28 protein-coding genes are annotated in these 26,600 nt (G+C 46.5%); all 28 read right to left on the reverse strand.

Going from position 1 to position 26,600, the window contains the following annotated elements; all coding sequences use genetic code 11:
* Positions 1-33 precede the first annotated feature (33 nt).
* Complete coding sequence (locus tag JNUCC22_RS10515; protein WP_003153482.1) at positions 34-573, reverse strand: ReoY family proteolytic degradation factor; 540 nt, start codon at positions 571-573, stop codon at positions 34-36.
* Between the two features lie 73 nt (positions 574-646).
* On the reverse strand, positions 647-1,918 hold the full coding sequence (locus JNUCC22_RS10520) for a tetratricopeptide repeat protein (RefSeq protein WP_085342147.1): 1,272 nt from the start codon (positions 1,916-1,918) through the stop codon (positions 647-649).
* A gap of 315 nt (positions 1,919-2,233) precedes the next feature.
* Positions 2,234-3,520: a 3-phosphoshikimate 1-carboxyvinyltransferase gene (gene aroA / locus JNUCC22_RS10525; protein WP_064107560.1), complete on the reverse strand. Its 1,287-nt coding sequence runs from the start codon at positions 3,518-3,520 to the stop codon at positions 2,234-2,236.
* Positions 3,521-3,531: 11 nt separating this feature from the next.
* A complete protein-coding gene (locus tag JNUCC22_RS10530) occupies positions 3,532-4,647 on the reverse strand; it encodes a prephenate dehydrogenase (protein ID WP_033574764.1) in 1,116 nt (371 codons plus the stop codon).
* A gap of 51 nt (positions 4,648-4,698) precedes the next feature.
* Positions 4,699-5,781, reverse strand: coding sequence for a histidinol-phosphate transaminase (gene hisC / locus JNUCC22_RS10535; RefSeq protein ID WP_043021738.1), 1,083 nt, complete (start codon positions 5,779-5,781; stop codon positions 4,699-4,701).
* A gap of 11 nt (positions 5,782-5,792) precedes the next feature.
* Positions 5,793-6,590 carry a tryptophan synthase subunit alpha gene (trpA, locus tag JNUCC22_RS10540; protein ID WP_007409464.1) on the reverse strand — a complete coding sequence of 266 codons (798 nt, stop codon included), beginning with the start codon at positions 6,588-6,590 and terminating at the stop codon, positions 5,793-5,795.
* Positions 6,583-7,785, reverse strand: coding sequence for a tryptophan synthase subunit beta (gene trpB / locus JNUCC22_RS10545; RefSeq protein ID WP_015240101.1), 1,203 nt, complete (start codon positions 7,783-7,785; stop codon positions 6,583-6,585). Before trpB ends, trpA begins: the two co-directional genes overlap by 8 nt.
* Positions 7,766-8,419, reverse strand: a complete 654-nt coding sequence (locus tag JNUCC22_RS10550; RefSeq protein WP_012117858.1) for a phosphoribosylanthranilate isomerase — start codon at positions 8,417-8,419, stop codon at positions 7,766-7,768. Before JNUCC22_RS10550 ends, trpB begins: the two co-directional genes overlap by 20 nt.
* Before the next feature lie 4 nt (positions 8,420-8,423).
* Complete coding sequence (trpC, locus tag JNUCC22_RS10555) at positions 8,424-9,176, reverse strand: indole-3-glycerol phosphate synthase TrpC (protein WP_012117859.1); 753 nt, start codon at positions 9,174-9,176, stop codon at positions 8,424-8,426.
* Complete coding sequence (trpD, locus tag JNUCC22_RS10560) at positions 9,169-10,185, reverse strand: anthranilate phosphoribosyltransferase (protein WP_216061704.1); 1,017 nt, start codon at positions 10,183-10,185, stop codon at positions 9,169-9,171. The genes trpC and trpD overlap by 8 nt, the downstream gene beginning before the upstream one ends.
* On the reverse strand, positions 10,157-11,704 hold the full coding sequence (gene trpE, locus JNUCC22_RS10565; protein ID WP_216061705.1) for an anthranilate synthase component I: 1,548 nt from the start codon (positions 11,702-11,704) through the stop codon (positions 10,157-10,159). The genes trpD and trpE overlap by 29 nt, the downstream gene beginning before the upstream one ends.
* Before the next feature lie 223 nt (positions 11,705-11,927).
* Positions 11,928-12,311, reverse strand: coding sequence for a chorismate mutase (aroH, locus tag JNUCC22_RS10570; RefSeq protein ID WP_003153463.1), 384 nt, complete (start codon positions 12,309-12,311; stop codon positions 11,928-11,930).
* Positions 12,308-13,396, reverse strand: coding sequence for a 3-dehydroquinate synthase (aroB, locus tag JNUCC22_RS10575; RefSeq protein WP_216061706.1), 1,089 nt, complete (start codon positions 13,394-13,396; stop codon positions 12,308-12,310). The genes aroH and aroB overlap by 4 nt, the downstream gene beginning before the upstream one ends.
* On the reverse strand, positions 13,396-14,568 hold the full coding sequence (gene aroC, locus JNUCC22_RS10580) for a chorismate synthase (protein WP_003153459.1): 1,173 nt from the start codon (positions 14,566-14,568) through the stop codon (positions 13,396-13,398). The genes aroB and aroC overlap by 1 nt, the downstream gene beginning before the upstream one ends.
* Positions 14,569-14,639: 71 nt before the next feature.
* Positions 14,640-15,410 (reverse strand): protein-glutamate O-methyltransferase, encoded by a 771-nt coding sequence (locus tag JNUCC22_RS10585; protein ID WP_012117864.1) that lies wholly within the window; start codon positions 15,408-15,410, stop codon positions 14,640-14,642.
* Positions 15,411-15,599: 189 nt separating this feature from the next.
* Positions 15,600-16,046 (reverse strand): nucleoside-diphosphate kinase, encoded by a 447-nt coding sequence (gene ndk / locus JNUCC22_RS10590; protein WP_012117865.1) that lies wholly within the window; start codon positions 16,044-16,046, stop codon positions 15,600-15,602.
* A 120-nt stretch (positions 16,047-16,166) separates the two neighbouring features.
* Positions 16,167-17,129: a heptaprenyl diphosphate synthase component II gene (hepT, locus tag JNUCC22_RS10595; protein ID WP_003153454.1), complete on the reverse strand. Its 963-nt coding sequence runs from the start codon at positions 17,127-17,129 to the stop codon at positions 16,167-16,169.
* A 28-nt stretch (positions 17,130-17,157) separates the two neighbouring features.
* The gene (gene menG, locus JNUCC22_RS10600) at positions 17,158-17,859 is read right to left on the reverse strand and encodes a demethylmenaquinone methyltransferase (protein ID WP_003153453.1); all 702 of its coding nucleotides are present in this window, start codon (positions 17,857-17,859) and stop codon (positions 17,158-17,160) included.
* A 5-nt stretch (positions 17,860-17,864) separates the two neighbouring features.
* Positions 17,865-18,620: a heptaprenyl diphosphate synthase component 1 gene (gene hepS, locus JNUCC22_RS10605; protein ID WP_007409455.1), complete on the reverse strand. Its 756-nt coding sequence runs from the start codon at positions 18,618-18,620 to the stop codon at positions 17,865-17,867.
* 156 nt (positions 18,621-18,776) lie between these two features.
* A complete protein-coding gene (gene mtrB / locus JNUCC22_RS10610) occupies positions 18,777-19,004 on the reverse strand; it encodes a trp RNA-binding attenuation protein MtrB (RefSeq protein WP_094031808.1) in 228 nt (75 codons plus the stop codon).
* 20 nt (positions 19,005-19,024) lie between these two features.
* Positions 19,025-19,597 (reverse strand): GTP cyclohydrolase I FolE, encoded by a 573-nt coding sequence (gene folE, locus JNUCC22_RS10615; RefSeq protein ID WP_003153448.1) that lies wholly within the window; start codon positions 19,595-19,597, stop codon positions 19,025-19,027.
* Between the two features lie 186 nt (positions 19,598-19,783).
* Positions 19,784-20,062, reverse strand: coding sequence for a non-specific DNA-binding protein Hbs (hbs, locus tag JNUCC22_RS10620; protein WP_003153447.1), 279 nt, complete (start codon positions 20,060-20,062; stop codon positions 19,784-19,786).
* A gap of 374 nt (positions 20,063-20,436) precedes the next feature.
* Positions 20,437-21,915 (reverse strand): stage IV sporulation protein A, encoded by a 1,479-nt coding sequence (gene spoIVA, locus JNUCC22_RS10625; protein WP_007409454.1) that lies wholly within the window; start codon positions 21,913-21,915, stop codon positions 20,437-20,439.
* Positions 21,916-22,100: 185 nt separating this feature from the next.
* Positions 22,101-22,835 (reverse strand): hypothetical protein, encoded by a 735-nt coding sequence (locus JNUCC22_RS10630; protein WP_007409453.1) that lies wholly within the window; start codon positions 22,833-22,835, stop codon positions 22,101-22,103.
* Between the two features lie 19 nt (positions 22,836-22,854).
* Positions 22,855-23,058 carry a DUF2768 domain-containing protein gene (locus tag JNUCC22_RS10635; protein WP_015240106.1) on the reverse strand — a complete coding sequence of 68 codons (204 nt, stop codon included), beginning with the start codon at positions 23,056-23,058 and terminating at the stop codon, positions 22,855-22,857.
* A 317-nt stretch (positions 23,059-23,375) separates the two neighbouring features.
* A complete protein-coding gene (locus JNUCC22_RS10640; protein WP_003153434.1) occupies positions 23,376-24,413 on the reverse strand; it encodes an NAD(P)H-dependent glycerol-3-phosphate dehydrogenase in 1,038 nt (345 codons plus the stop codon).
* A gap of 17 nt (positions 24,414-24,430) precedes the next feature.
* Positions 24,431-25,741, reverse strand: coding sequence for a ribosome biogenesis GTPase Der (gene engA, locus JNUCC22_RS10645; protein WP_015240107.1), 1,311 nt, complete (start codon positions 25,739-25,741; stop codon positions 24,431-24,433).
* 192 nt (positions 25,742-25,933) lie between these two features.
* Positions 25,934-26,536 carry a YphA family membrane protein gene (locus JNUCC22_RS10650; protein ID WP_012117870.1) on the reverse strand — a complete coding sequence of 201 codons (603 nt, stop codon included), beginning with the start codon at positions 26,534-26,536 and terminating at the stop codon, positions 25,934-25,936.
* Positions 26,537-26,600: the final 64 nt, after the last annotated feature.

The raw sequence follows: 26,600 nt of genomic DNA on the forward strand, positions 1-26,600 counted from the left end.
CAACAAGCCTTGCATATTCTGCAAGGCTGTCATTTATGTGAGCTGATTCAATTGGCGGGAAAGCTTTTCAAATGTTTCTTTGTCGTGGCGGTCCAGCGCCTCGTCGATATCTTTAAGCAGCTTTTCCCGCTGGAAAGTGGAAATGGCATGTTCTAATATTTTTTCGGCCATCCCCTGATCCTGTTTATTTTCAAACAGGTCTTTCGGCAGATGCGGATTTGATTCAAGAACAGCGGCATATTCCGGTGAGCTGTAGGCCGAACGGAAATTCAGCTGGATAAATAAATCCTGCTGTTTATTTAACCGGATGTCGTGAAAAGATTTTTCAGCGTCCGTAGTCATGACATTTTCTTTGTAAAACCTAAACGGCACCTCATCAACGCAATGAGTAGACATGATAATGCCTCTCGGGCAAAATTCGGCTTGTTCTACAAAATGGACTTTTTCCATTAATGAATCATGACTCATTAAATAATTTAAAATCCAGACGCACTCCCGGCGTTTAAGCTGATAATGATTTAAAAACCAACGGATAAAATCCTTTTTTTCATTGACAGAAACAGGGGTCTGCATGTAATTCCCTCCTCTATCGATCGTATAATCTGACATCACTTATACATTCAGCAAGCATGGTCCAAAATCCTGCTTATCTTAAAAATTCATCCTCTATCCGTAAGATTGTTTCTTCAAGCTCTTCGTTTGTTCCATCCATTGAAAGCACTTGTTTTAAAAGCGGCAGCGCTTCTTTCTGGAGACCCTCTTCCAATAAGAAGTGAGCGTATTCATATAAGAAATCCCGATCATCCTGATAATGGAGATACGCAGCTTCGAAGCTTTTTTTCGCTTCAGCGTATTGCTCAAGGCCTGTATAAGCACCCGCCAAATACCAATTGTATTTCGGATCTTCTTCTCCGTAGCCGCGGACTTCCTGAATCAGATCAATAATCTCTTCAAAGCTTTCTTCTTTATGATAGACGGCTAAAAGCGTATGGAGCGCTTCCACGTAACCCGGATCGAGCGCCAGCGCTTCCTGAAGAAGCTTTTTGCCTTCCTCTTCGCTGCCGAGCTTTAACGCCATTTTCGCCGCATAGAGAAAAAGCTCTTTATTGTATTCATCGTAAGTAATACCTTCTTTAGCGGTTTTTAATGCATCTTCATACATGCCTTCTGCCTCGTAGCTTTTTGCAAGCGGCATATAAAGCGATGAATAGGAAGGATCAAGCCCTTTTAAATCAGACAGCTGCTTGATGGCTGTTTTGACCATTCCCGCCTGATAGGCTGTGAACCCGTACCCGAAAATCGTATTCGGTTCTGTATGTTCTGCCGCCGCTTTTTCATACCATGAAATCGCTTCCTCAAATTCACCCGCCGCGCTCAATGACTCAGCCAGCCTCTGATGAACATTTACGCCGCCGATTTCGTGCCGTTCTTTTGCCGTCTCTTCATAGTAAGGAACGGCTTTTGCGTATGATCCCTGAGTGAAGTATAATTCCCCCAGAGCGAAATCAATAACAGGTTCATCTTGTAACATCGCTTTCGCCTGTAACAGCTTTTGCTCACTTACTTCAAATAAGCCCTGCATCTGATACAGATCAGCCATTAAAAGAAGGCTTTCCGCGTAAGACGGGTCTTCCGGAGAAATCGTCTCCAGCACCTCTAGAGCTTTTTCTTCTTCATCAATATCTATTAACAATTCGGCGTAAAAATTCGTCAGCTCAGACTCATCCGGATAAAGGTCATGCAGATCACTGATCAGCGCTAACGCTTTTTCGGCGTTTCCCCATTCATAGTAGAGCTGGGCTGCAATGGCTTTGTCTTCGTCATGAAGCTGCGTTTCAGCTTTTGAAAGCGCTTTGAGTCCCTTTTCGGTTTCACCTGCTTCAACTAATTTTATGGCTTCTTGGATCAATGTATTCAAATCAGACCGGTCCTTTCTTTTCCTATACCTCATCAACCAATGAAAAGGGTTTTTATTCGGGTTATTCTTATCATAATTCAGACAGGGCCTGCCCGCAAATAAGATGCTTCACCCGGCATTATAGTTTATCAGAAAATGCTTAAGAGGAAAACGGCAAAAAAGGGGACGGCATCTTTATACGCAAACAGCGCAATTTGTTCCGGCTGTTTCTGTAACGAAAACGCATTCCCCCTTTCTGTTATTTTCTGTTTAAGACAAGCTATGTCAAAGCCCAAAGTTTTATGACACATGAAGAAAAAAGCCCGAAGAATCTCTTCAGGCTTTTTTGGCTAATTGATCTAAATGCTCAAAAAATGTCGGATATGAGACATGGATTGCCTCAGTATCACGGATGTCAATCGGCTCTTCTGTCAGGCATGAAGCGACACCGAGCATCATGCCGATGCGGTGGTCACCGTGGCTTGACACATCGGCTCCGCCCGCAAGCGTTTTTTTGCCGTGTATTTTCATGCCGTCTTCAGTCGGTTCAATGTCTGCGCCGATTTTCCGGAGCTCTGATACGACGGTGTCGATCCGGTTCGTTTCCTTCACCTTCAGCTCCGCAGCGTCTTTAATGACAGTTGTGCCTTCAGCCTGCGTTGCCAAAAGGGCGATAATCGGGATCTCGTCAATTAAACGGGGAATGATTTCTCCGCCGATTTCTGCCGCTTTCAGATCTGAAGTTTCAATAACCAGGTCTCCGTAAGGCTCTGCGCTGTCCGCTTCTGAAGGAATCACTTCAAGTGAAGCCCCCATTTGCTTTAAGACATCAATCATTCCCGTGCGTGTCGGGTTCAGGCCGACGTTTTTCAGCACAATCCGGCTTCCGGGAACGACAGCGCCTGCCGCGAGGAAAAAGGCTGCTGAAGAAATATCGCCGGGCACGAAAATATCAGCCCCCCGAAGCTTCTGACCGCCCGTTACGGAGGCGCTCGTCTCCGTTTCCGCAAGCTCGGCGCCAAAAGCGTTCAGCATCCGTTCCGTATGGTCTCTTGATTTATGAGGCTCAGTGACGGTCGTCGTTCCTTCAGCCTGCAATCCGGCAAGCAGCACGGCGGATTTGATCTGCGCGCTTGCAACAGGGGAGACGTAATCAATGCCTTTCAATTGTCCGCCTCTTACGGATAAAGGCGTAAATCCTCCGTCCGCTCTTCCGTCAATCGCGGCTCCCATCTGTTTTAAAGGCTCCGTCACCCTCTTCATCGGGCGCTTTGCAATACTTTCGTCGCCCGCTACCGTACTGTGAAATGGGCGTCCGGCTAAAATGCCGAGCATCAGGCGGATGGTCGTGCCGGAATTTCCGACATCAAGAAGGCTGTCAGGCTCACAAAGTGCGTCAATGCCCTTCCCGTATATCGTTACATCACTTCCGTTTTGTTCAATGGAGACACCCATTTTTCTGAAGCAGGCAATGGTGCTCAGACAATCGGCTCCGGGCAAAAAGTTTTTTACCGTTGTGGTTCCTTCCGCAAGCGCTCCGAACATAACAGAACGGTGGGAGATGGATTTATCCCCCGGAATATGAATTTCACCGTTTAAAGACGTCACTTTTTCTCTTTTCAATGTTTTCCACCTCAGTCAGCGTAAAATGTGTCATATTTGGCGCGGGATTGAATGCAGGTTTCCGCACGCTTCCGGTCATCATCAGTCTGGAAACTGATTCTGAGAATTCCGTTAATATCTTCTCTTGTTTCGATAATGCGGATGTTGGTGATACTGATTTTTTCTTCTGCCAATATCGCCGTAATTTCCGAAATGACCCCCGGATGATCGGGAACATCGACATAAAGGTCATAAAAGGACGGGATCGCTCCTTTTTGACGGAGCGGCAGACCGTCGCGATAATCTTTCGCTTTTTTAAAATATCCGAACAGGCTGTCCGCATCTTCATTTTCTACATAAGACTCGATCGTGTCAATCTCCCGTTTCCATTCTTTGAAGCGGTCAAGCAGTTTATCTTTGTTATGAAGAAGTATGTCCCTCCACATCGCCGGACTGCTTGAGGCGATCCTGGTGATGTCCCGAAAACCGCCGGCTGCGAAACGTGTCAAAAACGGATAATCTTCTTCAGCATGATGAGCCTGATGTACGAGGCTTGCAGCAACGATATGAGGGAAATGGCTGATGACGCTCGTTACGCCGTCATGCTCCTCGGGGGTCATCTCCACAAAGTGGGCGTTTGCCGCTTTCAAAAGTTCCTTCAGATGCGTTACTGACTCTTTAGAAGTTGATTTTCCGGGTGTTAAAATATAAAACGCATTTTCGAATAAAAATTCTTTCGCGGCAGCGGCCCCGGATTTATGAGATCCCGCCATCGGATGGCCGCCGACAAATTGATAGTGAGCCGGAAGCACTTTGTCGGCGTAGCTGACGACTTTCTGTTTCGTGCTGCCCACATCCGTAATCAGGAGTTCATGGGTGATGTCTGATGCGGCCAGCACATCGAGCATTTTCAGCGTTTGGGCGACAGGCGTGGCGATAATGACAACAGACGCTTGCTGCGCCCCTTCCGTAAATGAGCCGGCCCGCTCGTCAATAATTCCGAGCTTCAGCGCGGCAGTGAGCTGTTCTTCCGAAATATCCACACCGATAATCCGTTTATGCGGATGCTCCTTTTTGATGGCCAATGCGATCGATCCGCCAATCAGCCCGATCCCCGCAAGCAATATAGTATCCTTCATTTCACTCATTTCCTTTTTCAACTATTTTAATAGAGCAAAGAGGTGATGCCTGATCACCTCTTATAATATTTCAGCTAAAATTGTGAGAATTTCCTCATTCTGCTCTTTCGTACCGACCGTAATCCTTAACGCTGTCGGAAATCCGAGCGCCTGTCCTGAGCGGACGATATATCCTTTTTCCAACAGGGCTTGGAACAGTTCATCCGCCGGGCGGTTAAAATCAATGAGCACAAAGTTGGTTTGTGAAGGATAACAAGTTAATCCGTGAGTTTCTGCAAAATCATAATACTGCTTAAGGCCTGCTTTATTTTTCTCGACGCATTCCTGAATAAATGTCTGGTCATCAAGCGCTGCCAGTGCCGAAGCCTGACCGATTCTGCTCGTATTGAACGGCTCTCTCGCCGGTTCAATCTGGCGGATCAGTGCTTCGTCCGCAATGCCGTATCCGACGCGCAGCGCGGCAAGTCCGTACGCTTTAGAGAAGGTGCGGAGGATCATAACATTCGGATATTGCTTTAAAAGCGGAATGCTTTCTGGGTAATCTTCCGCCGTAACATACTCGTAGTAAGCTTCATCAAGTACAACGAGTATATGCTCGGGAACTCTGTTTAAAAAGGCAATTAGCTCTTGCTCAGAAGTATATGTCCCCGTCGGATTATTGGGGTTGCATACCCATATGACTTTCGTCTCGCCGTCAATTGCTTCCAGCATCCGGTCCAAATCATGAGCGCCGTCACTGCGGAGCGGAACCTCGCGCACCTCAGCGCCTTCAATCACCGCATTGTGTCTGTATTGCGGGAAAGTCGGGGCGGCGGTAATCGTGTTTGCCTGATCATTTAATAAAGAACGGCAGATAATCTGCACAAGCTCATCAGAGCCGTTGCCGAAAATGATCGAAGATTCACTGACCTGCAGATGCTCACTGAGCCGTGTTCTCAAAGCGGCACTGTAACCGTCGGGATACAGCGCAAGCTGCTCAATCTCCTGATGCAGCGCATCTTTAGCGGCCTGTGAACAGCCGAACGGATTTTCGTTAGAAGCGAGTTTTACTACTTTCTCAAGCCCGTATTCCATTTTCACTTCTTCTATTGGTTTGCCCGGCTGATACGGTTTCAGCTGCCGCAGCTGTTCTTTAATCTGCAAATCCAGTCACCTCATTTTACACTGTACAGTCGTCCGAACGTCTTTGCGTATTCTTCAAATTCAAGAAGCGCATCAGCTCTTGTTCCGGGATTCACAAGCTTTGTTTTAAGCTCTTCAACTTTTTTGACAAGCGCGCTGCCGACAACAACACCGTCAGATATTTCATTCATCCCGTCAACCTGTTTGCGGTTTGAAATGCCAAAACCGACCGCCACCGGAACGGGGCTGAATTCTTTCACCTTACGTATGAAAGAGTATACAGACGGATCGAATTCGCTGCGTACGCCCGTCACTCCTAAAGAGGATACACAATACACAAAGCCGCAGGCCTGTTCAGTAATTATTTTCAAACGGTCTTCACTTGTCGGCGCAACCAGTGAGATATAAGCGATGTTCTCCTTTTTGCATGTCATTTGCAAAAGGGCGCTTTCCTCTAATGGAAGGTCGGGTACAAGCAGACCGTCTATGTCGTTTTCCCGCAGTAAAGCGAAAAAGTATTCTTTTTCTAATTGTAACACAGGATTATAATACGTAAAGAGGATAATTGGAATATGAACGCCGTTTTTTTTCATTTTGCCGCCAAGTTCAATTGCTTTTACGATATTCATTCCGTTTTCCAGAGCCCGTTTTGAAGCCCGTTGTATGACGGGTCCGTCCGCAAGCGGATCTGTGTAAGGAACGCCGATTTCAAGGGCAGAAGCGCCTGCATTCTGCAATGATATTGCCAGCTCAACAGAAATGTCAGGAAGCGGATCGCCAGCCGTAATAAAAGGGATAAATAATTTTTCAGAATCTCGCAGATTAAACATGTGTCTCCACCCCGTTTTCCAAAACATTCATCAGCGTATGAACATCTTTATCTCCTCTTCCTGATAAACTGACGAGAATGATTTTGTCTTTATCCATGTCTTTTGCCATTTTAAACGCTTTTGCCAGGGCGTGGGCAGATTCAATAGCCGGAAGAATACCTTCTGTTTCAGAAAGCAGACGTAACGCGGCAATCGCTTCATCGTCTGTCACGCTTTCGTACGTTACACGGCCGCTTTTATGCAGATAGGCGTGCTCAGGGCCGATCCCCGGGTAATCAAGGCCGGCTGAAATGGAATACGGTTCGATAATCTGCCCGTATTCATCTTGTATTAAATAGGTCATTGAACCGTGAATCACCCCGAGCGTCCCTTTTGCGATCGTTGCCGCATGCAGCGGCGTATCAATTCCTTTTCCCGCCGCCTCGGCGCCGATCAGCTCAATATCTTCGTCTAAAAAGGCCTGAAATATGCCCATCGCATTGCTTCCGCCGCCGACACATGCAACAACCTTGTCCGGGAGTGTTCCTTCAACCCGGCGGAGCTGTTCTTTCGCTTCCTCGCCGATGATTTTCTGAAATTCGCGAACGATATACGGATACGGATGCGGCCCCACTACAGAACCGATAAGGTAGAAATGATCTTCACAATGCTGGACCCAATACCTGATCGCCTCATTCGTCGCATCTTTCAGCGTGCCGTTGCCGCTTGTGACCGGCACCACTTCCGCGCCGAGCAGTTTCATCCGGAATACGTTCAGCGACTGGCGCGCAACGTCTTCTTCACCCATAAAAACCGTACACTTAAAACCGAATTTTGCAGCGGCTGTTGCGGCAGCCACACCGTGCTGTCCCGCACCGGTTTCGGCGATGATTTTCGTTTTGCCCATCTTTTTGGCAAGCAGAATCTGGCCTAACGCGTTGTTAATTTTATGAGAGCCGGTATGGTTTAAATCTTCTCTTTTCAGATAGATTTTCGCCCCTCCCAAATACTCTGACACCCTGTCTGCGAACGTTAATGCGGTCGGTCTTCCGGAGTAATCAAACAATAGCTTTTTATATTCGGCATGAAAAACGGGATCATTCTTTAATTCTTTGAAAGCCGTTTCGATTTCCTCAAGGGGCCGCATCAATGTTTCAGGGACAAATTTGCCGCCGAATTCGCCGTATCTTCCGATTTCATTTGGATATGGATACATAGTGGTTCATCCTTTCTTCTAAAAGCCGGATCAGTGTTTGATCCTTTTGTCCGTTTTTTTCAATTCCGCTGGCAAGATCTATACCGCACGGACGCGATCTCAGTAAGCCGGTAATCGTTTCAGGATTAACGCCGCCCGCGATAAAACAGCGCTTGTTTGCATTTTGAGCCTGCTTTCGGTACAAGGGGACACGAGCCCATGAAAACGCGATTCCCGTGCCGCCTCTCATTCCTTTTACTGAAGAATCAATGACATAGCCGTCGACAGCAGGTGCAAATTGAGCCATCTGACGAAGCGTCCCTTCCCCGTGATGGAGCGCTTTCCATATTTCCGAGCGCACAAGCGGACGGAGGCGGCGGGCATCCTCAGGCGATTCATCACCGTGAAGCTGGATGACGTCAAGTGCCAGATCAGAGGCGATTTGCGCGATGTTTTCTATCGTTTCATTTACAAATACACCGACATGTTTCTTGTCTGTCAGGACCTTCTCTTTCCATTTCCTGACCTCACCCGGCGTTACTCTCCGTTTGCTTGCGGCAAAAATAAATCCCAGATAATCCGCTCCTGAAGCTGCCGCAAGTTCGTAATCACGCTTCGATCGTATTCCGCAGTACTTTACCTCAGGCTTTTTCATATCGTCACTCCCCGAACAGTCCGCGGATCGCCTTTTGCTGCGAATCCTCTCTCATTAAGGATTCTCCGACCAATACAGCCTGCGCCCCGTGCTTGTTGACGAATTGCAGGTCAGCCAAAGAACCGATGCCGCTTTCGCTGACCAGCAGACAGCCGTCCGGTACAAGCTGCGCTATTTTTTCCGTTTGCGAAACAGAAGTACGGAACGTTTTTAAGTCCCGGTTGTTTATGCCGAGAATGTCCGGCTGAAACACTTGTAAAATCCGTTCAAGCACAGTTTCATCATGGACTTCAACGAGAACGTCCATGCCCTTCTCGCGGGCTTCCAGATAAAGCTCATGAAGCTCTGAAGGTTCCAGCGCTTCCCCGATCAGCAAAATGGCATCGGCGCCGATCCTGAACGATTCCTCCACCTGAAGGGAATCAATAATAAAATCTTTTCTCAGCACGGGAAGAGACACGGTTTGTTTAACATCTGTCAGAAATTGATTTCTCCCCTGAAAAAAACGGGTATCCGTGAGAACTGAAAGGGCGTCGGCTTTAGCCGCTTCATAATCCGCCGCAATCGTTTCCGGAACAAAATGCTCTTTAATCAATCCTTTAGACGGCGAAGCTTTTTTCACTTCGGCAATCAGCCCGATAAAACGGTTCGGGTTCTGGAGCGCTTTTTTAAAGGATCTCCGTTCAATTTGACAGGTTTCCGGCAGCACGATGGATTTGATTTCTTCTTTTTTCTGCTGAATGATTTGATCAAGCATACATTTCTTCCTCTTTCTGTTTCAGACGTTCGAGCTGCCTTTTGGCATCTCCGTTTTGAATCGCTTCTAAGGCGGTTTTCGTTCCTTCTTTCAGATCGTTTGCAAGACCTGCCGTATAAATGGCCGCGCCCGCATTTAAGGCGGTAATATGCAGAGCGGATGACGGAGCTTTATTTGCAAAAATATTCTGAATGAGGAGCGCGCTTTCTTCCGATGAACTCACTTGAATATCCTTTAGTGAACCTTCTGTAAAACCGAATTGTTCAGGTGAAACGGAATATTCCAGACGTTCACCGTTTTTCAGTTCAATGATATCGGTCGGTGCTGAGATGGACAGTTCATCTAATCCGTCACGGGCCGACACAAGCATGACGTGTCTGACATCAAATTGTTCCAACGCGCTTGCCATCAGGCGCGCTTTATCTAATGAATAGACGCCGATCACCTGCCGCTTCACCTGCAGCGGGTTGCTGAGCGGGCCCAGCAGATTAAATACGGTTCGGAAGCCAAGCTCTTTTCTTGCGGCGGCGACGTGCTTCATTGACGAATGAAACAGCGGCGCAAACAAAAACCCCATTTGTTTCATTTCAATGCTGCGTTTAACGCTTTCTGGAGTGGCTTGAATGGAAACCCCCAGCTTTTCCAGCACATCCGCGCTGCCGCTTTTAGACGAAACGGAGCGATTTCCGTGCTTGGCAACTTTAGCTCCGGCGGCAGAAGCTGTAATTGCCGCTGCCGTGGATATGTTAAACGTAGAAATCCCGTCTCCGCCTGTTCCGCACGTATCAACGACATCCGCCAAGCCACCTGATGTCTGTGCCCGCGCCCGCATCACTTTTACAAATCCGGCAAGCTCCTCCGCCGTTTCACCTCGGTGGGCTAACACCGATAAAATCCCGCCGATCTCAGACTGCGACATGTCCCCGTTCATCATCATCTCCATCAGCTTTTCGGCTTCTCCGGTTTTCAGCGTACGGCCATTAACGCACGATTGCAGAAATTTGTTCATCCGTCTTCTCCTCCCCGCCAGAAAAGATGTCTTCTGCGATTTGAATCGTTTTTAAAAGCGCCCCCGCTTTGTTACAGCTTTCTTCATATTCGGCTTCCGGGACGGAATCGGCGACTATTCCCGCGCCCGCCTGCACCGACGCCGTACCGTTTTTGACACTCATGGTGCGGATGGTAATACACGAATCAATCGACCCGTCAAATCCGATATAAGCGATACATCCGCCGTAGGTTTCTCTGGAAGTCGGTTCTAATTCATTTAAAAGCTGCATCGCGCGGATTTTCGGAGCGCCCGTGAGTGTTCCTGCCGGGAATGCTGACATCAGCGCGTCAACGGGATGGACGCCCTGTTTTAAACGGCCGGTTACAACAGAGATGATGTGCATCACATGTGAAAAAGAAACGACCTTTGTGAATTCCGGAACGGCTACGGAACCGTACTCCGCAACTCTGCCGATGTCATTGCGCGCAAGATCGACGAGCATGTAATGTTCAGCTTTTTCTTTTTCGTCATTCATCAGCTCTTTTTTCAGGCGTTCATCCTCTTCTTTTCCGGCGCCCCTTCTTCTCGTTCCGGCAATCGGATGAATTTCCAGGTGCCTGTCATGCACGCGGATCAGACGTTCAGGCGAACTCCCGACAATGTCTCTGTCAGGCAGTTTGATATAGTACATATAAGGTGAAGGATTGACGATGCGGAGCACCCTGTACAGTTCAAATGAATGTCTGGATACCGGAATGTCAAACTTTTGCGAAAGCACCCCTTGAAAAATGTCTCCCGCTTTTATATATTCTTTCAGTTTATTGACGCCGGCCATAAACTCTTCTTTCGTATAATTGGATGTCACAGCGGCAAAACTTGGCGTGTCAAACGTTTCTTTAGAAAAAAACGGCTCTTTCATATCTTTCGATTCTGTCAAAATACCGATAAGCTTACGAAGCTCCGCGCAATTTTCTTTAAAAACGGCCCGCTTTTCTTCCTCCGTCTCCCGGCCGTTAAGCGCCGCATATTGAATGAAATGCACTTGTTTCATTTCGTGGTCGTACGCGATGATTTTCCGACAGACAAACAGCATACATTTTTCGAAATCTGTTACTTTCGCGTGGCTTGGCACGGAAGGCTCAATCAAAGGAATCATGTCATAGCTCAGATAACCGACCGCCCCTCCCGAAAATGGGATATCAAGCTCGGGTGTTTTAATGCGGAAGCTCTCATTCATCCAGTCAAGCACGGCTTTTAATTCTCCGGCTTTAAACAGCGTATGCCCGTTTGGATCAGCGGCAGTGAATGTGTTATGACTCTCTTTAATGGTGATAAAAGGATCGAGGCCGATAAAAGAGTATCTCGACCAGCTTGACGACTCATCCTTGCTTTCTAAAAGATACGTAATGTTTCTGTCCAGTTTTTCAACCATCTGAATGGGTGTGATCGTGTCGACCGTAAAAGTCTCTGCGATTGGAATGGTGCGGTGTGTCAGACTGTCCTTTAAAAATAAAGAAACATCCGATTGTAAATTCATGATTCTCCTCCTTACGGTAAGGAGAATGAGATGAAGAGTGAGAGGAGTCTTGCGTATAAGAAATAAACCCAAAAGAAAGGCTTCTTTTGGGCAGAATAAAAACGTGTTTATCTCAGCTCAGCTAAACTCATTCTCTGCTACCCTATTCTAAACTCAACTGTTCAATATCTTACTTACCAGCTCTATACACACTCTTGTGTATTTCTAAGCTTTGTTTATCGTATTACATGTCAGTATTTTTTGTCAATGATAAATCCGGCCTTAACACAACGGCTTTTTCTAAATAGACATGCTTGATTTCATCCTGAGGCGTATCCGTCTGAACCGTCATCAGGACACGGATACACTTTTGCAGAGCGCCGGTAACATCCATTTCCTGCATGCACGTCACCGGGACGTACTGCCACCCGGAAAGGCGGCGGACCGCTTTTGCCGGAAATACGGAATGGATATCAGGCGTGGCGGATAACAGGATCTGTACAACGTCTTCCGGCTTGCATCCATTTTGTTCAATGATTTTTTCAAGCAGCTGCTGTGTTTTTTCTAAAATTTCTTGTTCGGTGTCTTGTTCCACCGTTGTTGCTCCGCGAATGCCGCGTATCATCATGCTGTTTCCTCCATTCGCCATTTGTTCAGCAAATTTTCGAGCTCATCTTTTGAAAGCATGCAGTCCCGCGCTTCGCCTAATTCCTTTAACACGATAAACTGTGTCATGCCTCCGCGCGTTTTTTTATCATTCATCATCCGGGCGGAGAGAACCGGCGTTTCAATATCTTGTCTGATGCTTCCCGGGTAGCCGAGCCCAATCAGCCATTGTGTAAGTTCTTTCCTGTTCATCTTGCAACCCGCAACCTGTTCACTCACGTAAAGGGCAAACTGCATGCCGAGGGCGACCGCATCTCCATGTGTAATCCGTCCGTAGCCGTATTCCGCCTCAACGGCATGGCCGAGCGTATGGCCGAAATTCAGAAAAGCTCTTATCCCCTCTTCCTTTTCGTCCTCACGCACGACGGCCGATTTGATTGAAATTCCTTTATAAATCATTTCATTCAGCTCAGCGCTTGTCAGTCCTTGCAACGTGTCAAACGTGAGAAGTTTTTCTAAAAAAGCATGATCGGCGATAAACGCGTGTTTGATCACTTCAGCCATGCCCGATCTCAGCTCTTGTTCCGGCAGGGTTTTCAGTAGCTCCGTATCGTAAATCACCGCTTTCGGCTGATAAAACGCGCCGATTAAGTTCTTTCCGAGTTTATGATTGACGGCCACCTTGCCGCCGACCGCGCTGTCATGGGCAAGCAGTGTTGTCGGCATTTGAATGAAATCAATTCCGCGCATAAAAGTTGCTGCGCAAAAGCCGGCCAAATCACCCGTCACGCCGCCTCCGAAGGCAATCATACATGAGGAGCGGTCCATATGGAAAGCGATCGCTTCCGTTTGAATCCGTTCATACTCTTTTAGAGATTTCGCTTCTTCTCCGCTTGGAACGATCACTTTTTTCACGGGCCATGTTTCGTTTAAAAGCCGGAATATCTCATCACCGTAAAGCCGGTCAACTTCAGCATCAATGATGAGAAGGATCTTTGTCAGCGGCCTGTTCAGTGAAGACAAAAGGGCAGCGGCCTGTTTCCTTATACCTTCACCGATATACACGGGATATGCGGAGGAAGCTGTCCGAACCTCAAGCTCTTTCATCAGAATTCCCTCGATAATTTTTTCATGTTTTCAACATTTTCTTTAATTCGGTCGATCTGGTCAAGCCCGAATTGTTCTACGACGGCATTTGCGATTTCCCAGGCCACTGCTGCTTCAGCCACTACACTTGCTGCCGGAACCGCGCAGCTGTCTGAACGTTCAATGCTCGCTGTAAACGGTTCTTTCGTTTCAATGTCGACGCTTTTCAGCGGCTTGTACAAAGTAGGGATCGGTTTCATAACGCCGCGGACGACAATCGGCATTCCCGTCGTCATACCGCCTTCTAATCCTCCGAGCCTGTTTGTGGCGCGTGTATAGCCTTTCTCTTCATCCCATACGATTTCATCATGAACTTCACTGCCGTTTTTGCCGGCCGCTTCAAAACCGATGCCGAACTCTACGCCTTTAAACGCGTTAATCGACAGAACGGCAGCAGCGAGCTTGCTGTCCAGCTTACGGTCATAGTGGACATAGCTTCCGACACCGACCGGCATGCCTTCGACGATCACTTCAACGATTCCGCCGATCGAGTCGCCGTTTGCCTTCGCTTCATCAATGGCTGCCATCATTTGACGGCCTGCTTCTTCATCGTAGCATCTGACCGGTGATTCTTCCGTTACCCGTTTGAGATCCTCAATGGATGTGTAATCGGTTTTCTCTGCTTTTACGCTGCCGATTTGCAGGACATGTCCGGCGACTTTAATGCCAAGCTCAGCTAAAATCTTTTTAGCGACGGCTCCGGCAGCCACGCGAACCGTTGTCTCACGCGCGGAAGATCGTTCTAACACATTTCTCATATCACGGTGATTATACTTAATAGCACCGTTCAAATCTGCGTGTCCCGGTCTCGGTCTTGAAATCTGGCGTTTCATTTCACTTTCTTCTTCTTCTGTAATCGGTGCGGCGCCCATAATTTTTGTCCAGTGGGTCCAGTCTTTATTTTCTACAACGAGCGCGATCGGTGAACCGAGTGTCCGGGCATGCCGCACGCCGCTTGTGATCTTCGCTCTGTCCGTTTCAATCTGCATGCGGCGTCCGCGGCCGTGCCCTTTTTGACGTCTGGCAAGCTCAAAATTAATGTCTTCTTCAGTTATATAAAGCCCCGCAGGCACACCTTCTATAATTGTCGTCAGCTGCGGACCGTGTGATTCTCCGGCTGTTAAGTATCTCATTTCTTTCTTCTCCCTTCATCGCATTAACGCTTTTAAGTAAAACTATACCACAAGTTTTCATTAAATGTCTTCTATCTTTTTTGATAAAAAAATGTATCAGTGCTCTCAAGGCCGAATTTTTCCGGGCTGAAAATTTGTTCTGTACTGCCGACAAACAGAATTCCGTTCTTTTTCAGACTGCCCGCCATTTTCACATACAGCTCTTCTTTTGCTTTTTCAGTAAAATAAATAAAGACGTTGCGGCAGACGATCAGATCAAAATCCTGTTCATAGCTGTCGGCAAGCAGGTTGTGCCGCTTAAACCGGATGTTGTTCTGAATCTCTTGTTTTACTTGATAACTGTTGTCAGCCTGCTTAGTGAAATAACGGCTTTTCACGGAAGCCGGCACCTCTTGCAGCGAGCGTTCCTGATAGATGCCCCGCTTGGCTTTGCTTAGCGCCTTTTCATCAATATCTGTCGCCAATATATCAAATCCGGCCAGTCCCGTCTGCTGATTGAGAATCATCGCCAAAGTATAGGGCTCCTCTCCCGTTGAACAGGCCGCACTCCATATTTTTAACGGTTTGTTATGCTTTATTAATGGGAGAATTGAGGTTTCAAGAACTTCCCACCGTTTATAATTTCGGTAAAATTCAGAAACATTGATCGTCATTCTGTCCAATGTTTCGTTTAATAAAAGCTTGTCCTTTTCCAAAGCGGCGGCAAATTCCTGAAAATCTCTGAACCCCTTCTTTTCATAAAGGGACGTCAGCCGCCTTTTCATCTGTGCTTCTTTGTATAAAGATAAATCAACGCCGGTTATTTGTTTCCACTTGGTGATAAAAATGTCGTAAGGCTCCATTGCTTCTCTCCCAATCTCGCTGTCTTTTGTCCTAGTATAGCCTGTTTTCTGTCGAAATTGTACGATTTCAATAAAAAAATCAGCCCGCGGGCTGATTTGTAAGAAACGAAAAGACAGGGCAGCGCAGCCTCTGTCTTTCATAAATGATGTAAACCTTTTCATAATACGAGAAAAAGAAAGGCTGACGGCTTAGTACACCCAGTCGGCCATTAATTTTTGATACGGTACAAGCTCTTCCTGTTTAAAGAAAATGTGAATTTCCCGCTCAGCGCTTTCTAAGGAGTCTGAACCGTGAATGATATTTTTGCCGACAAACATGCCATAGTCACCGCGGATTGTGCCCGGCAGTGCATCTTTCGGGTTCGTTTTTCCGATCAGCTGTCTTGTGATCTCTACTACATTTTCCCCTTCCCATACCATTGCAAATACGGGTCCTGATGTAATGAATTCCACAAGCTCGCCGAAAAACGGCTTCCCTTTATGTTCAGCATAATGGGTTTCAGCCATCTGTTCTGAAACTTGCATTAGCTTGGCTCCTGCCAATTGTAAGCCCTTACGCTCAAATCTGGATAAAATCTCTCCGATCAGCTGGCGCTGTACGCCGTCCGGTTTTACCATGATAAAAGTTTTTTCCATAAGATTCTCCACCCCATCATTATGTATAGGCTTTCAAGTTGCACACCGAAATCGTAACATCTTTCTGACAATTAATCAATCCAGGGCGGAGAATGTTCACATCTTGTTCGTAAAAGGAATTTAAAATTTCCGTTTGCCGATATATTTGGCGATGGCGGCCAATGATGAGCGCGCACGTCCTCTCGGCAGTGTATTCAGTTTTTCAAACGCTTTTTTTAAGTACCTGTCACTGACGGCCATTGATTTTTCAATCGCGTCTGTGCGTTTAATATTTTCAATAATGGGGGCGAGCTGCTCCTGTGTTGTTTCACTGTTAATTAATTTCAGCTGATTTTTCAATTCAGGCTGACGGAGCGCGTACAAAACGGGCAGAGTGACATTTCCTTGCAGCAGATCCCCTCCGACCGGTTTTCCCAGTTCCTCTTCCGTTGAAGTGAAATCAAGAATGTCGTCAATAATCTGATAGGACATGCCCACGTAATAACCGAACCAATATAATGCTTTGTGAATCTTCTCATCAGCTCCCGAAGCGATGGCGCCGAGCTGGCAGCTGACGGCAATGAGAAGAGCCGTTTTCCGTTTGATGCGGCGCAAATAGGTTCTGAGGTTTTGTTCCATATTGTATTTATCTCTGATCTGTTCAATTTCTCCGAGGCATACTTCTACGATGGTTTTGGACAGGATCCGGTGGGCTTTCGGCTCATCCAATCTCGTCATCATCTCAAGTGAGCCCGCAAGCATATAATCACCGGTATACATGGCGATGCGGTTGTCCCACTTGGCTTTGATGGTCGGTTTTCCCCTCCGCAGCTCGGCGTCATCAATGACGTCGTCATGCACGAGGGACGCCATATGAATCATTTCCAGCGTCACCGCAACATATTTTATTTTATTAATGTCATAGTCGCCGAACATGCCGGAAAGCAATACGAAAACAGGGCGGATCCGCTTGCCGCCCGCCTGGAGCAGGTGGAGCCCGGCTTCACTCAGCAAGGGATAGTCTGACCGCACCGTTTGCTCAAGCTCCCTTTCGATCACATCAATATCGTCATTTAAAAAAGAATAGGCCATTTTAAATTTCATATCATTCACCCAAACATCTGTATATTCATTATTTCCAACCGATATGCGTAGCAGCCACTCCGCCGGTAAACGAATGGTATTTGACATTCGTCAGGCCCGCTTCTTCAAACAGACGGGCAAGTTCTTTCATACCGGGAAATTCTCTTGCCGATTCTTGAAGCCAAGAATATTCTTTATAGCTCTTCGCAAACATTTTTCCGAAGAAAGGCATGATGTATTTAAAATAAAGAAAATATGCCTGTCTGAATCCGAACATTTCCGGCTGGGATGTTTCCAGACATACGACCTGTCCGCCCGGTTTGACGACCCGCCGCATTTCTTTCAGCACGGTCAGATAGTCGGGAACGTTCCGCAGCCCGAAGCCGATGGTGACAAAATCAAAAGAATCATCAGCGAAAGGAAGCTCCATCGCATTTCCGTGCAAAAGCTCAATTTGGCTGTAACCGCCCTCTTTCACTTTTTTCTCACCGATGCTCAGCATATTTTTGCTGAAATCCAGTCCTTTGATTTCGCCGCTTTTTCCGGCCGCTTCTGCGAGGGCAATCGTCCAGTCAGCAGTTCCGCAGCAGACATCCAGCGCTTTTGCGCCTTCTTTTACATTCATGATCTGCATCGTTTTATCGCGCCATTTTTTATGCTGCTGAAAACTGATAACAGAGTTCATTTGGTCATAATTTTTATAGATTTTTTCAAACACGCCGTGTACGCGCTGTTCTTTTGACTCCTGCATGTTGATTACCCTTCTTCCACTTTCTGATGATATGTTTTGTCCTGGCTGATCGCTTTAAGCCGGTTCAGCATTAGGTTTTGGATTGGTGAATTGAGCGGCAGCAGCGTTTCAATGCTTTGCTTTGCCTTTCGGAAGCTATCTTCCATTATGTCAGCCTTTGATTTCCCTGACTTTACAATATTGCCGATGACATCGAGAAATATAGCATTGCCGTTCATCAGCCGCTTATATACAAAAAAATCACTCGCCAGCTCTTTCCAGCGCGGAAGATTAAAGTGGTCTGACACTCTGTGAAACAGGGCCGCTTCCACAATCGCCATGCTTTCGATCAATTGATTCAAGTCATTGACAGACCGATCGTACAGACGGATTTTATGCTCATTGATTTCTTTAATTGCCGTAGCGAGCGTCCGAATCATATAGATATCCTTCATTTCAGATAAAAGCGAATAATACAGTCCGCTGAAATAGTCGCCGGCAAGCACGGTGAGCTGCCGGTTTTTATTTTCGTCTCGCTTTAACGCTCTGGCTGTTGTCACTTCATCGTGGGTATCAAGGGCGCTTTGGACAAGCATCGCAGTTACTATGTAATTTTCTCTGTCGTTGTTCTTAATGTCCGCCTCTTCAAACAAAGCGTGAAAAAGAAGAAGCTTATCCTCATCGATTTTAGGCGCAGAAATATGTTTCGCTAAATAAGGATGAGACAGCTTTTGTTTTAATTTCGTATTTAGATTCGCTAAAGTTCCGTAGATGTCTTGCAAAAATATCACCCTTGTCCCCAAATTCACATTTATTCTAATATGTATGAGATTTACTCGCCATTATTATACGCAGGTATCATTATAGCATAAAAAAAAGAAATTGGCTGTATTCTCCCGCCGTTTGCGGGCATTTGGCAAAAGCGGGAAACAGCCGGCTTATTTTTTTTCGCTGTTTATTTCTCCGTAAGCGGTCTGGATGAGGGCGTTGCCTCTCACTTTGATGGCAGAGGTATGCTCAGTAAACTGAGCGATAATCACTTCGCCTTTGTCCAGTTTTTCGGAATGGTGAAATTTCGTATCCGTTCCTCTCGTTAAACCGATAACGTTCACGCCGTCCTCGACCGCTTTAATGACGACAAAATCACTTGAATGCTTTGAATTCATATCTGCACCCTCTATCATTATTAATCCGCACGTTTAATATGTTCTAACACTTCGGAACGCGCCGCTGCGTCATCTTTAAAAATACCTCTTACAGCGGAAGTCACTGTTTTTGCACCCGGCTTTCTTACGCCCCTCATCGTCATGCACATATGCTCAGCTTCGACGACAACCATGACGCCGTGGGGATCTAAGGTCTCTACGATGCTTTCTGCAATCGTTGAAGTGATGCGCTCCTGCAGCTGCGGGCGTTTTGAGACGGCTTCCACCGCCCGCGCCAATTTACTCAGGCCCGTCACTTTGCCGCCGCGCGGAATGTAGGCAATATGCGCTTTTCCGTAAAAAGGAACAAGGTGATGTTCACACATGGAATGAAACGCGATATCTTTTACAAGAACAAGCTCCTCATGGTCTTCTCCGAAAACGGTTTTAAAGTGTTCTTTCGGGTCTTCATTTAATCCCGAGAATACTTCCGCGTACATTTTTGCCACGCGTTTCGGCGTATCTAAAAGCCCTTCCCGGTCCGGGTCTTCTCCAATCGCCTCTAAAATCTGGCGAACCGCCTGTTCAATCTGTTCTTTATTAACTTCTTTCATTGTCTGTGTCCTCCACCATTGAATACATTTAATTTCGATTCTAGCACATTTGCCGCGCCAAAAGCAAAACGAAAGTCCTGCCCGGTGACCGAGGCTGCTTAAATATGAAAAGCCCCTTTATCAAGGGGCTTTTCTGTGAAGAAACAAAGTGTATGTATCAGATGCATACACGATCTATATTCACAATTATTTTCCTGCAACAGCGTCTTTAAGAGCTTTACCTGGTTTGAAAGCAGGTACCTTGCTTGCAGGGATTTCGATTTCTTCACCTGTTTGCGGGTTACGTCCTTTACGTGCAGAGCGCTCGCGCACCTCAAAGTTACCGAAACCGATCAGTTGGATTTTATCACCGTTTTTAAGTGCATCTAAAATCGTATCAAAAACAGAATCAACTGCTTTTGTAGCGTCTTTTTTAGACAATTCGCTTGCTTCAGCAACCGCATTGATTAGTTCTGTCTTGTTCATGCCTTTCACCTCCTCCCAAAAGGGTATCAAATCAGCAGTTTATTATCATTTCTTCACAGTTCAGCCTGATTCTAAACCTGTCTGATAAAAAATCAAAGCAGGGAAGAACAGACAAGTAAACGGCTTTTCAAAAGAAAACAGACACTTTGAGGAATGTTTGTCCAACAAAGTGAAGATTTTCTGTATGTAGAGTAACACATATAAAAAGCCATATCAAGCATTTTAAAGCCTCAATCCCTTGCTCGTCAAGGTTTTCACGTGTTTTACCGAACAAATATTCCTTTTTTTGCTTTTTTCCTCCTAATCCTTGATTGATTTCCAGTATCTAAAAAGAATAAAAAAAGACCCCCCGTTTCAGGAAGAGGTCCTTCAGCTTACAAAATAATGGCGATCAGGCCGCCTGAGCCTTCGTTAATAATTCTCTCCAGCGTTTCTTTCAGTTTATATCTCGCATTTTCCGGCATGAGTGACAGTTTTGCGGAGATTCCTTCTCTTACGATAGAGCTCAATGATCTGCCGAAAATATCGGAGTTCCAGATAGAAAGCGGATCATCTTCAAAGTCCTGCATTAAGTAACGGACAAGTTCTTCACTTTGTTTTTCCGTCCCGATGATCGGCGCGAATTCACTTTCCACATCCACTTTGATCATATGAATGGACGGAGCGACCGCTTTGAGCCTTACTCCGAACCTTGATCCCTGTCTGATGATTTCCGGTTCATCAAGGCTCATATCGGCTAAGGCCGGGGCGGCAATGCCGTAGCCGGTCTGTTTCACCATTTTCAGCGCATCTGATACCTGATCATATTCTTTTTTCGCGTGGGCGAAGTCCTGCATTAATTCAAGCAGGTGGTCTTTCCCGCGGATTTCAACACCGACAACTTCTTTTAAAATCTGGTCATATAAATGATCCGGCGCATACAAATCAATTTCTGCGACACCCTGGCCAAGTTCGATTCCGGCCAGACCGGCGCTTTCAATAAACTCAAATTCACTGAAGTGGCCGACAACCCGGTCGACATCACGCAGGCGTTTAATATCTTTTACGGTTTCTTTCACTGATTCCTGGTAGCTCTCTCTGAGCCAGTGATTTTCTTTCAGCACCATGACCCAGCTCGGAAGGTTGACATTGACTTCCAGCACAGGGAACTCGTAAAGCGCTTCTCTGAGGACGCTTAACACATCTGTTTCCCGCATGCTTTCAACACTCATGGCGAGGACGGGAATATCATATTTCGCGCTTAATTCAGCTCTGAGCGCTTCTGTTTCCGGGTGGTACGGTTTTACCGAGTTGATGACCATAATAAACGGTTTGCCGACTTCCTTCAGCTCGTCGATGACTCTTTCTTCCGCTTCCACGTAATCGCCCCGCGCAATATCGCCGATTGAGCCGTCTGTCGTAATGACGACCCCGATTGTGGAGTGTTCCTGGATGACTTTTCTCGTACCGATTTCCGCTGCCTCATGAAAGGGAATCGGTTCTTCGTACCAAGGTGTATTGATCATTCTCGGGCCGTTTTCATCCTCATATCCCTTCGCCCCGGGAACCGTATATCCCACACAATCCACAAGACGGATGTTGACATCAAGTCCTTCCGCGACATGAACGGACATGGCTTGATTCGGGACAAATTTTGGTTCTGTGGTCATTATCGTTTTTCCTGCTGCGCTTTGCGGAAGCTCATCCTGCGCCCGCGCTCGATCGGCCTCATTGCTGATATTCGGGAGCACCACGAGCTCCATAAATTTTTTAATGAATGTAGATTTCCCTGTACGGACAGCGCCAACGACTCCTAAGTATATATCGCCCCCTGTTCGTTCAGCGATATCCTTGAAAATATCGACCTTTTCCAAGTGATCCCCTCCCGGACTTCCTATCCTTATCATTTTTCATTCACCATTCTCCAATCAAATACAGGACACTATATGTGTATGACGTTGTCCTATTTCAATATGACATCTTTAGAAAATTTTCAGGCAGTCTGTTCTATCAAAATCAAAAAAACCTTTCTCCCTATTTGTATGCGCGGGAAAAAGGTTCATTCCTGTTTCGTTTGACTTTCTAAAAAAACGGGTTCCTGTTTTTCATTTACGGTGTATGTGACTGAAAAGGCCGGGACGAAAGGAGTCTCTTTCCATAAAATATCTTGAATTTCCGCGCCCGGTTTGATTTTCTTTTTGTTTTCCTTCAGGCAGCGGGCGAGATCGACGCGATAGTCGGCATAGATTTCTCCGTCAGCGCCGATTAAAAGCGGCAGAGACGTGCCTGAAACCGGACTTTTGACTGAAGGAGAGTCTTTCATGCCGAGCTTTTTTTTATTTAAAGTGAACAGCCCTTTTGAAACGGCGTCCTCATAGGGAGGATATGTATGCTTTTCCTGATACATTTTGACACGCAGCTTCATGTCGCGGATTGCTTCCGCCATTTGGAGATCGACCAGCTTGACGGTCGGCTTATTTTCCACATCGACAAGCACGTATTGGTACATTCCACCGCTTTCATAAGCTGAGGCCGGCGGCTCCTCTATGTATCTGGGCGCGAGCCGCTTAAAATCTATCGGATATTTTTGATAGAGCGGTGTTTTCATATCTTTTGTCTGAATCGGCAGAAGTCCGCCGTTCGCCTTTTTAAATTCATCCACTGCCGCTTGCACCTGCTGAAGCTGATGTTTGTAAGATACTTTATTTTCAGTTTTTTCCGCTTCAGGGTACAGACAGCCGGACAGGAGGAGCACCGCCATTGCCGTTATGACGGCCATTTTTAACTTATGCATTCCGCGCCCCCTTTTTGCTTTATTCATTGACAGGCCCGCTGAAAACGACCATTAACACGATCAATCCCGAGATGATCATGCAGGCATAAGCGAGTGAAGAAACCGCTGCTTTTATCAGTTTGTTTTTCACTTTGTACCTGCTGACATAAATAGAGGCCACTGCAACAAACATTAATCCCATCGCACCAAGCGCAAACCACATTTTCATCAATGCCACACTCACGTTCGTGCCCCCCGTCCCATCATTGTAAGCGTTATATTTCATTTTAATATACAAATGTTGAAAAGATCAACAGGTTTTCCATCTATTGAAAAACAAAAAAACTGAAGCAAAGAGGGGGACTTTGCTTCAGTCAAGTTGACTATATTCACCTGTACGTCTGAGATACACTCTCTTGGACTTCGATGCTATAGTATGCGCAGATGCATACGTCTGCATCCTCTTCTGCCTAAATCAGCAAATGTTTTAAGCGATTTCAGCCGGAGAGTTCTGCGTTTTGGACTTTCGTCACTTCAGAATATGCTGACGGCATGGTATTGTCACTTCACCCGGTTTTCGAATGTGTTGACCAAGTCTTCCATCTCATGGGTTTTCACTCTGGCCATTAAGGATTCTACGGCCGTTTCTACCTTCTGCCCGTTAAATAATACTTGATGAAGCGCCTCTGTGATCGGCATTTTCACTTGGTATTTTTGAGACAGCTGATACGCAGCTTTCGTCGTCCGCACGCCTTCAACAACCATCCCCATCTTATCCAGGACAGCTTCCAGCTTATATCCTTTGCCGAGCAGGTTGCCGGCGCGCCAGTTTCGGGAATGAACGCTTGTACACGTCACGATTAAATCGCCTACGCCGGTCAGGCCGGAAAAGGTGAGCGGATTTCCGCCCATCTTTGTGCCGAGTCTGGCGATTTCAGCAAGACCTCGGGTGATTAAGGCCGCTTTTGCATTATCTCCGTATCCCAATCCGTCTGTAATCCCCGCTGCAAGAGCGATGATATTCTTTAACGCTCCCCCTATTTCAACACCGATCATATCCGGATTGGTATAGACGCGGAAATGCTGGTTCATGAATAAATCCTGAACCGCTTCTGCAGCCTTGATATTTTTTGAAGATGATGTAACAGTCGTCGGGTGTCTTAATCCGACTTCCTCAGCGTGGCTCGGCCCTGAAAGCACGACGATGTCTTTTCTGTACTCCTCAGGCAGCTCCTCTTCCATTAATTCTGAAATGCGGAGAAGCGAATCCGGCTCAATTCCCTTGCTGACATGAACAAAAATCGATTGTTTCGGGATGTACGGCAGAGCCTTTTTCAGCACTTCCCGAATGGCTTTTGTCGGAACTGCCACAATGATGAAGTCAGCTCCTTTTAAAGCCTCGCTTAAATCAGCTGTACCGATGATAGAACTTGATAGCTCCACCCCCGGCAGGTAATCTTTGTTTTCATGCAGTTCGTTGATTTGATCGATCAATTCGGCACGGTGTCCCCACATCATGACTTGATGTCCGTTATCAGCCAGCACTAAAGAAAGTGCAGTGCCCCAGCTTCCCGCTCCAAGCATTGCCACTTTTTTCATCTCTGTATCACACCTTTTTATTTTCTTGCTCTTGCAAATATTTTAATTGGCGTACCTTCAAATCCGAAAGCGTCCCGGATTCGGTTTTCTAAAAAGCGTTCATAAGAAAAATGCATCAGTTCCGGATCGTTGACAAAAACAACGAAGCTCGGCGGCTTAACAGCGACTTGAGTCGCATAGTAAATTTTCAGACGGGAGCCGTTGTGCGTCGGAGTCGGATTCATGGCGACCGCATCCATAATGACATCATTTAAGATATTTGTCTGCACGCGGAGAGAGTGGTTTTCACTCGCTTTAATAATCGCAGGCATGAGTGTATGAATCCGCTTTGTCGTCAGTGCCGACATAAACAGCACCGGCGCGTAATCGAGAAATTGGAAATGTTCCCGAATATTCTGTTCAAATTCTTTCATCGTGCGCTCGTCTTTATCAACGGCATCCCATTTGTTTACGATAATGACGACGGCTTTCCCGGCTTCATGGGCGTATCCGGCGATCCGCTTGTCCTGCTCAAGGATGCCTTCTTCTGCATTCAGCACAACGCCGACGACGTCTGAGCGGTCAATGGCTTTTAACGCCCGAAGCACACTGTATTTTTCTGTTGTTTCATATACTTTACCCTTTTTTCTCATTCCCGCCGTGTCAACGATTACAAATTCCTGCTGATTGTAGGTGAACGCCGTATCCACAGCGTCTCTAGTCGTTCCGGCTACGTTGCTCACGATAACCCGCTCTTCGCCGAGCATCGCATTGACAAGGGATGATTTTCCGACATTCGGGCGGCCGATCAGGCAGAATTGAACGACATCATCACTGTACTTCGTCTCCGGAATGTTTTTAAAATGCTCGGCACAAGCATCGAGCAAATCTCCCAATCCTAAACCGTGTGTGCCCGAAATCGGATACGGTTCTCCAAAGCCGAGCGCATAAAAGTCATAGATGTTCGCTCTCATTTCGGTATTATCTAATTTATTTACGGCTAATACGACCGGTTTTTTCGTCCGGTACAGTATTTTCGCCACTTCTTCATCCGCAGACGTCACACCTTCGCGGCCGTTCACCATAAAGATGATCACATCAGCCTCGTCCATGGCGATTTCAGCCTGCTGGCGGATCTGTGTCAGAAACGGTTCGTCTCCGATATCAATTCCGCCCGTATCAATCAGGTTAAAATCATAATTCAGCCATTCCGCCGAACTGTATATCCGGTCCCGCGTCACTCCGGGGGTATCTTCTACTATTGAAATTCTTTCACCCGCAATCCGGTTAAAGATTGTGGATTTTCCCACATTCGGTCTTCCGACAATGGCTACGACAGGTTTACCCATAGTACCCTTCCTTTCAATCCAGCCGCTTACATTTTCACAAAAAATTGTTCAACCGGTTATTAAAAATCATCTTCGCTATGAAAAGAACCCTTCAAACAGAAGGGCTTAACTCATTTATTATATCAGTTTTCACTGAGATCACAATGTATTCTTCAAAATGTTTCGCATTCATGTAACAGTCTCCGTCTGTTTTCAAGACATTTTTGTCGCTCCTTTGCCCTGCTTTTTGCTTTTTTGGCTGATGCGCGCCGCAAGCTGTTCATATGTAGTCAGCCCGACGAGAAGAATCACTCCCGCCGAACAGCCTGAAAGCCATTTATAATCCCCGACGGCTGCAGCACCCGCAATATTGCGGATGACCGCAGCATACAATAGCTCCCCCTGGCACATGCCGAGAACAAAAAGACAAAGCCTCTCAGGGAACCGCCCCTCAACGGAAAGCGTAATAACGGTAAGCAGTATAACCGCCGCCCATTCAGGTTTTATGATAAACCAAACAGGATCATATAATGCAAAAAGAAAAATAAAGCCGTACGCCGCAGCCGCCGTCAGATGAATCACAATATTACGGAGCCGTTTATGCATGCCGAGGCTTCCCGCATAAACAAATGCCGCAGCAAAAAACATGACATATGCCGCATTCAGCGTAAAATAAGCCGTAATCTGATGTATGCTTGCCATCATATTAGTCAAAATAAAGACTGATACGTAAAAACGGCTTTTTGTTTTGGCAAAAATAAAAGTCGCAAGTATCCATAAAAACCACATTGACCAGTAATAATAAAACGGTTCCATAATCGCTCCTCCTCTGACCAGTATGGAGCGGGAACGCATTTTTTAAACCAATTATGACTGAAAG

The sequence above is a fragment of the Bacillus sp. JNUCC-22 genome, from assembly GCF_018861275.1.
GTDB lineage: Bacteria > Bacillota > Bacilli > Bacillales > Bacillaceae > Bacillus > Bacillus velezensis.